General features: G+C 63.9%; 5 protein-coding genes. 2 read left to right on the forward strand and 3 right to left on the reverse strand.

Features of this window, described 5'->3' with window-relative positions; genetic code table 11:
- The coding region (locus VEK15_28700) for a HAMP domain-containing sensor histidine kinase (protein HXV64712.1) at window positions 1-1,216 on the reverse strand (1,216 nt) is incomplete at its 3' end.
- Between the two features lie 235 nt (window positions 1,217-1,451).
- Window positions 1,452-2,525 (reverse strand): type I glyceraldehyde-3-phosphate dehydrogenase, encoded by a 1,074-nt coding sequence (gap, locus tag VEK15_28705; protein HXV64713.1) that lies wholly within the window; start codon window positions 2,523-2,525, stop codon window positions 1,452-1,454.
- Window positions 2,526-2,900: 375 nt separating this feature from the next.
- Here gap and VEK15_28710 point away from each other — a divergent pair, with 375 nt between their 5' ends.
- A complete protein-coding gene (locus VEK15_28710) occupies window positions 2,901-3,356 on the forward strand; it encodes a hypothetical protein (protein ID HXV64714.1) in 456 nt (151 codons plus the stop codon).
- Between the two features lie 4 nt (window positions 3,357-3,360).
- On the opposite strand, the gene VEK15_28715 is transcribed toward VEK15_28710, so the two are convergent.
- The gene (locus VEK15_28715; GenBank protein ID HXV64715.1) at window positions 3,361-3,864 is read right to left on the reverse strand and encodes a DUF4136 domain-containing protein; all 504 of its coding nucleotides are present in this window, start codon (window positions 3,862-3,864) and stop codon (window positions 3,361-3,363) included.
- 499 nt (window positions 3,865-4,363) lie between these two features.
- Here VEK15_28715 and VEK15_28720 point away from each other — a divergent pair, with 499 nt between their 5' ends.
- On the forward strand, window positions 4,364-5,713 hold the full coding sequence (locus VEK15_28720; GenBank protein HXV64716.1) for a TolC family protein: 1,350 nt from the start codon (window positions 4,364-4,366) through the stop codon (window positions 5,711-5,713).
- The last annotated feature ends 23 nt before the right edge of the window (window positions 5,714-5,736 follow it).

Here is a 5,736-nt window from a genome sequence, read left to right on the forward strand (position 1 = left end):
GGAACTGCGGCTCGAAGAGAGTCTCGAGGCGTTCGGGGGTGATACCGGGGCCGTTGTCCTCGAGCTCTACGATCACCCGGCCGGGCTTCGCTTCGCTCACCACGACGATCCGGCCGCCTTTGACGCCCAGGAGCGCCGACGCGGCGCTCCGGATCAGACTCGCCAGGACCGCGGCGATCTGGCGCGGCCGGCACTTGACCGGAGGTACCTGCGCGAGCCGCAGCTCGACTTCTACGTTCTCGAGCTCCGGGCGGAGGAACTCCACCAGCTCCGCTACGAGAACGCCGACGTCGACGAGCCGCTCTTCGGCGCGATCGAGGTTGGCCAGCTCTCGCATGCGGCCGGCGATCTCATTGATCCGATGAAAGGACTCGCGGCCGGCACGGATCGAGTCTTCCGCGGCTCGCTTCCGCCGGGAGTCGAGATCGACGTCCTCCACTAGGCGCGCCAGGGTGTCGAACGCGGAGGCCAGCGACCCGAGGGGCGAGTTGAGCTGGTGGCTGAGCAAGGCCGCGAACCGGCCCTGGGAAGCGGCGTTCCGCTCGACGAGAAGCGACCCCTGCGCCTGCGAGAGCTCGAGGAGCGATCGCTCGGCTCTCAGCTTCGCGAAGAACTCCGAGGCACGAATGCGGTACAGGATCGCGGTCAGCGTGACGCCGATCGCCATCGTCAGCACCGAGGCGACCAGGAATATCGACTGCTCCCGAAACCCGTCGAATCCATGGCGAAGCAATCCGACCGCCGCGAACAACGAGAGCAAGTAGAGGCCGAGCCCCGCGGCATGCAGGGGCTTCAACGGTAGGACCGCGACTCCGCCGAGGAGGAGGATGCCGAAGGTCGCAAGCAACTGCGCCTCGGGACTCGTCTGGAGCTCGCTCAGGTACAACGCAGCGTTGTGGTTGAGCTGCACGGTCTGGATCAGTGCGAACGTCCCGGCGAGAAGAATTCCCAGGGTCCGGGCGGAGGGCGCGATCCTCCTCCAAAAAGAGGCGGCGAAGGCGGCGGCCCCCAGGGCAGGTCCCACGAGATCCATGGCGGCCGGCGGGCGGGAGGGCAGGACGAGCATCTCGACTCCATTCAGCACCAGCTGGGCGCCAATGAATATCGTGGCCATCGCCCGCATTCCGATGACTGCGCGCCTATCGATCTCCTTCCGGAAGCTTTGTTCCGCCTCCGCGGTGGGGAAGAGCGCCTCGCGGAAGCTACCGAAGGTCATGTGAGACCACCGAGAGCGCGTGGTTCCAACCCACGATGGCTCGCTCGCGGTTCCCGGCGAAACCCGCCCGTCGCACGCAAGCCGGGGGGAGGGTGCGTCGCGACCCGTCTTCCTCCAGCGCCCTGGCCGCGCTTCCGCGGGTCGGCGTGTTGGTCCTGTCCCCGTCGTCCGCCGCGATTGTGCAGAGGCATCATATCCCGGGATTCCCATGGCGCCGGCCCGAAGCAGCCCCGTCTTACTTCGTGCCGTCTCTCTTCGCCATGAAGCGGAGGAGATCCACGCAGCGGTTCGAGTAGCCCCACTCGTTGTCGTACCAGGCCAGGACCTTGAAGAAGCGTTTCTCGCCCTTCAGGTTGTTCTGGAGCGTGGCCAGCGAGTCGTAGATGGACGAGCGGTCGTCGTGGATCAAGTCCGTAGAGACGACCTCCTCGTTGCAGTAGCCGAGGATATTCTTGAGGTAGGTCGCGCTCGCCTTCTCCATGAGGCCGTCGATCTCCTCGATCGAGGTCTCCTTGACCGAGCGGAAGGTCAGGTCGACGACGGAGACGTTCGGAGTCGGCACGCGGAAGGACATGCCGGTGAGCCTGCCCTTGGTGGCGGGGAGCACCTCGCCCACGGCCTTCGCTGCACCGGTCGTGGAGGGGATGATGTTGATCGCCGCCGCGCGGCCCCCGCGCCAGTCCTTCTTCGAGGGGCCGTCCACCGTCTTCTGTGTCGCCGTGTAACTGTGGATCGTCGTCATGAGGCCGGTCTCGATCCCGACGCCCTCCTTCAGCAGGACGTGCACCAAGGGCGCCAGGCAGTTCGTCGTGCACGACGCGTTCGACACGACGTGGTGCTGGGCAGGATCGTAGTCACCCTCGTTCACGCCCATCACGAGCGTCTTCATCCCGCCCTTGCCCGGTGCCGAGATGATGACCTTCTTCGCCCCGGCCGAGAGGTGGCCATTGGCCTTCTCGAGGTCGGTGAAGAGGCCGGAGCACTCCAGAACGTAATCGGCTCCGAGCTGCTTCCACGGCAGCTGGCTCGGGTCCTTGGCGGCCAGGACGCACTTCACCTCGTCGCCGCCGACGATGAGCACGTCGTGGCCCTCCGCCTCGGGGCTGCTCTTCTTCGTCGAGAGCGTGTGCTTGAAGCGGCCGTGGACCGAGTCGTACTTCATCTGGTACGCGAAGTAGTCCGCATCGGTCACGATGTCGACCACCCCGACGACGTCGATCTCCTTCCCGAGGAGGCCCTGATCGCAGAGCGCCTGGAACACCAGGCGGCCAATCCGCCCGAACCCGTTGATACCGACTCTGATCGCCATTCTCGTCGACCTCCCCGCTCTTGCTAAGATGCCGGCCTACGGTCCGCGCCGGCCAGACGAAACGACCGTTCCTTGGGCGGTGCCAAAAAAACCAGGCCCGAAAGGCGTTGCGCCTGGAGGCCAGGAGCGTCGCCTACTCGAAACAGCGTTGTTTTTCATACCGATCCTCATGGCAAAGCGGATGCCAGTTCGATCGCCGCTGCATGTCCCCGACGATCGGCGGATCTCTTAATAAGTTACGCGAAATCACGGGCGTCTCCGTCGAATTCAGGGGTTGCGTGGAAATGCGCACCGTGAACAGCGGTGCGCAGCGGGCTATCGATTCTGGATCGTCGGCTGGGCATGGTCTCGGCAGACTCCGGACCGGAGACCTTGGTGGAGCCTGAGGTAAACCTCGCGCAAGTGGACATCGACTTTGCCCTGTCGGGCAATCCGGCCATCTACGATAAGTTCCCCGCCTGCCGCTGGCGGCGGAGATCCAGGCTCACCCGAGAGGAGAAAGTCGAGCCCGAGCCGCTCCGCCTCTTGGGCCATCCGTCCCAGGGCTGCCTTCTCGATCTGGCGCACGCGCTCCCCCGGAACCGAATCGCCTTTCGGGCGAGCCGCCCCTGGTTGAGGGGGACCCGGACGATTCTCGATTTCCAGCACAGCGCTCGGTTAATAGCCTGGCGGATCCACCGGATGGCGAACGTCGAGAACCGCACCCCGCGCTCGGGATCGAATCGTTTCACGGCGCCGCGTGAGGCCGAGGTTTCTCTCCTGAACGAGGTCCGATCATGGCGCGGAGGCTCTCGACCGGGCAAATTCTTAGCGAAACGTGGACCGCGGTAGTCGTTCAGGTTCCCGGTTGCGGGGGAAACTTCTTGAACGCTTTCTCCGCGGCCTTGTTGATCCTCTTCTCGTTCTTCTCCGGCTTGTTGCTCACCGTGTCCGACGCGATCGCGCGAAAGCGAAGCTTCTTGGCTCTCGCGTCGACGATATCCAGCACCACCGTTCCCACCTCGACCTTGTTCATGTCTATGAACTCGCTGTAAGCCCACGGTGGACCGGAGCCCCAGGATCTGAAGTTGATGTCGAGACCCGTCGACGCGTAGAAGACGACGTACATATCGGGATCGGTGTCGACTCTCTTGTAGCCCTTCATCGAAAGCTGGTTGTCGATCGCCTTCTCGATTCTCTGGTCCATGAGCGGATTCGCGGTTGGAGCCCCTGATTTCAAAGAGTAGGTGCGGAGACTGGAATAGTCGAAATCCTTGTCGTAGTCGATGCTCACGTCCTGCGCGAAGCCGCGGATCGCCGTGAAAAGCAGAACCAGGGTGAGGCCGGTTTTCGATAGCATCTCTCCTTCCTTTCGAGTCACCGGTTTGCCGACTTCCCACTAAAGCAATCAGAGTGCCAGGCATCGATATCGCGGTAATATGAGCTCCTTCAGTTCGCCCGCTTCTCTCCAGAGCTTTACGGAGCGCTACCCGGCTCTTCCTCGAGCCATCGGACTAGGCCGGAAGTTCTCCCCCCCCCCGATTCCCCAGCGGCTCCCGGACGGGCACGAGACGTTCAGAAATGCGCAGTTTTGTGGAGGGGTGCGCAGCCCCTTCTCGGACAGGCGGCGACCTGACGCTCTTGGGAGCCGAATCCTTGCGTAACGGGCCCTTTCGCCGCACCGCATTCTCCGCCTGGCCCCACCCGAGTGCTCCAGACCGGCGTGCCATTCGGCGGACGGTTCAGCAGTTCACGTCGAGCTCGCAGGCTCGGTGATTGCCGCGAGCGCTCGTTGGTACGGGATGTGCACTATCGCGATCCATGAACCGTGAACCCGCTTTCAGCCCGAGGTCGATGAAATGGAGATCAAACATCTTCTCTTCCTCCAGATGATGGCCGTTGCACCGGCGGTGTCGCAGGCACAGCCGTCGTCGCTCGAGGCCGAGGCACCGCTGCTCACTCTCGACGCCGCCGTCTCTATCGCATTGGAGAACAACCGTCTCGTGAAGAACTCATCGCTCGAGACGCAGAAGCTTGATCTCCAGGTGGACTCGATGCGCAGCTACCGGCTGCCGCAGTTCCAGTTCGCCGTTCTCGGCGGCCTGCCGATGCAGGGTATCGATTTCACGTTCCCTGCCGGCTCGTTCGGCACCTATGAAGCCACCGGTCCGATTCCTTCGACCGACAGCGTCATCCACACGCCTTCCCAGTTCACGACGTACACCACCGCCGCCGTGGATCAACCGATCACCCAGCAGCACAAGATCGGCCTCCGTATCCGCGCGACCGAGCTGGGCCGCGAGCTCGTGGGCGAGGACCTGCGGAGAGAGCGCCAGAGGATCGCCGCCGACGTTCGAAACGCCTACTTCGACCTCGTGGCGACGCAGGCGGCGGTGGATGCGGCACGAGAAGTCGTTACCACTCTGGAGGAAGCGCAGCGAGTTACCGCGGAGTACCAGATCCAGCAAGTCGTGCTGCGCGCCGACGCGCTCGAGGTGGACGCGCGGTTCCTGCGGGCCCGGTACGAGCTGTCCATGGCCGAAAACGGGCTGGCGACCCAGAGGGAGAGCTTGAACCATCTGCTCGGCCGCGATCTCACGACTCCTTTTCGAGTGGACAAGTCTCCGGAAGAGAGCGCGCCCGAGCTTTCGCTTGAGGACGCGCGGCGGAAAGCCATGGAGAACCGCCCCGAGGTCCGCGAAGCGCGGCTCAAGGAGCAGCAGGCGGACGTCGACCGCCGCCTTGCCAAGGCCGAATACATTCCCGACCTCAGCTTGTCGGTGCGATACCTCGGGCTCAACAACGTCGAGGTGCTGCCCACCCACGTCGGCATGGCGGGATTCCTGCTGACCTGGGAGCCGTTCACCTGGGGACGGCGAGGCAACGCCGTTGCCGAAAAGACCAGAACGCTCGAGCAGGCTCGCAACGGGGTTCAGGAAACCGAATCGCAGATCGATGTCGAAGTCGGGATGAAGTACCGCAGATGGCAGGAGTCTGGCCTGCTCCTGACCGCAACCCGTATCGGGCACGAGGCGGCGCTGGAGCAATTCCGGCTCGCGAGCAACCGATACAAGGAGCGGGCCGTGCTCGTACGAGATCTCCTGCAGGCTCAGGCGCGAACCGCGGACGCGAGCCATCAGTACCAAGAAGCGCTCTCCTCGTACTGGAGCGCGCTCGCGGAATTGAACCGGGCGATGGGAGAAGAATGACCGTGAATAAGAAGCTAGTACTC

Source organism: Vicinamibacteria bacterium (assembly GCA_035620555.1).
GTDB lineage: Bacteria > Acidobacteriota > Vicinamibacteria > Marinacidobacterales > SMYC01 > DASPGQ01.